This window comes from Limnohabitans sp. G3-2 (assembly GCF_002778275.1).
GTDB lineage: Bacteria > Pseudomonadota > Gammaproteobacteria > Burkholderiales > Burkholderiaceae_C > Limnohabitans_A.
This window is the reverse complement of sequence record NZ_NESG01000024.1, coordinates 1-537: the sequence shown is the minus strand read 5'-3', so window position 1 is coordinate 537 and position 537 is coordinate 1. Positions and strand designations below refer to the sequence as shown.

The window sequence follows — 537 nt, the reverse complement described above, 5'->3', positions numbered from 1 at the left end:
GTTTACCAGAATCCGCACGATCGCTGGAAGGCTTGGGCCAGGTGTTGATCGAAACACCCTCGGGCAGAATTCCGCTGTCCAAAATCGCAACGATTGAAGACGCCGATGGTCCCAACCAAATCAGTCGGGACAACGGCAAGCGGCGTATCGTGATTTCTGCCAACGCTTCGGGCCGCCCATTGTCAGAAGTCGTGGCCGACATACGCAAAGTGACGGCGGATTCTCGATTGCCAGAGGGCTACTTCATCACCCTTGGAGGACAGTTTCAGGCGCAAGAAGAAGCCTCGCGCCTGATCTCTTTGCTCTCGGTGGTCTCTGTGGTGTTGATGTTTGTGGTGCTTTACAGCCGCTACAAGTCCGCCGTTTTGTCGGCCTTGATCATGGTGAACATTCCCTTGGCGCTCGTGGGTGCCGTGTTGGGTCTTTGGCTGTCAGGTCAGCCCTTGTCGGTGGCCGCCCTGGTCGGCTTCATTACGCTGGCGGGCATTTCGGTGCGCAACGGCATTTTGAAGGTCAGTCATTACATCAACCTGATGC

Annotated in this window: 1 protein-coding gene; it reads left to right on the top strand. The window is 56.2% G+C overall.

Annotated features, from left to right (window positions below; translation table 11 throughout):
- Nucleotides 1-537, top strand: a 537-nt coding sequence (locus B9Z31_RS15305; RefSeq protein WP_143473874.1) for an efflux RND transporter permease subunit, incomplete at both ends; no start/stop codon positions are given.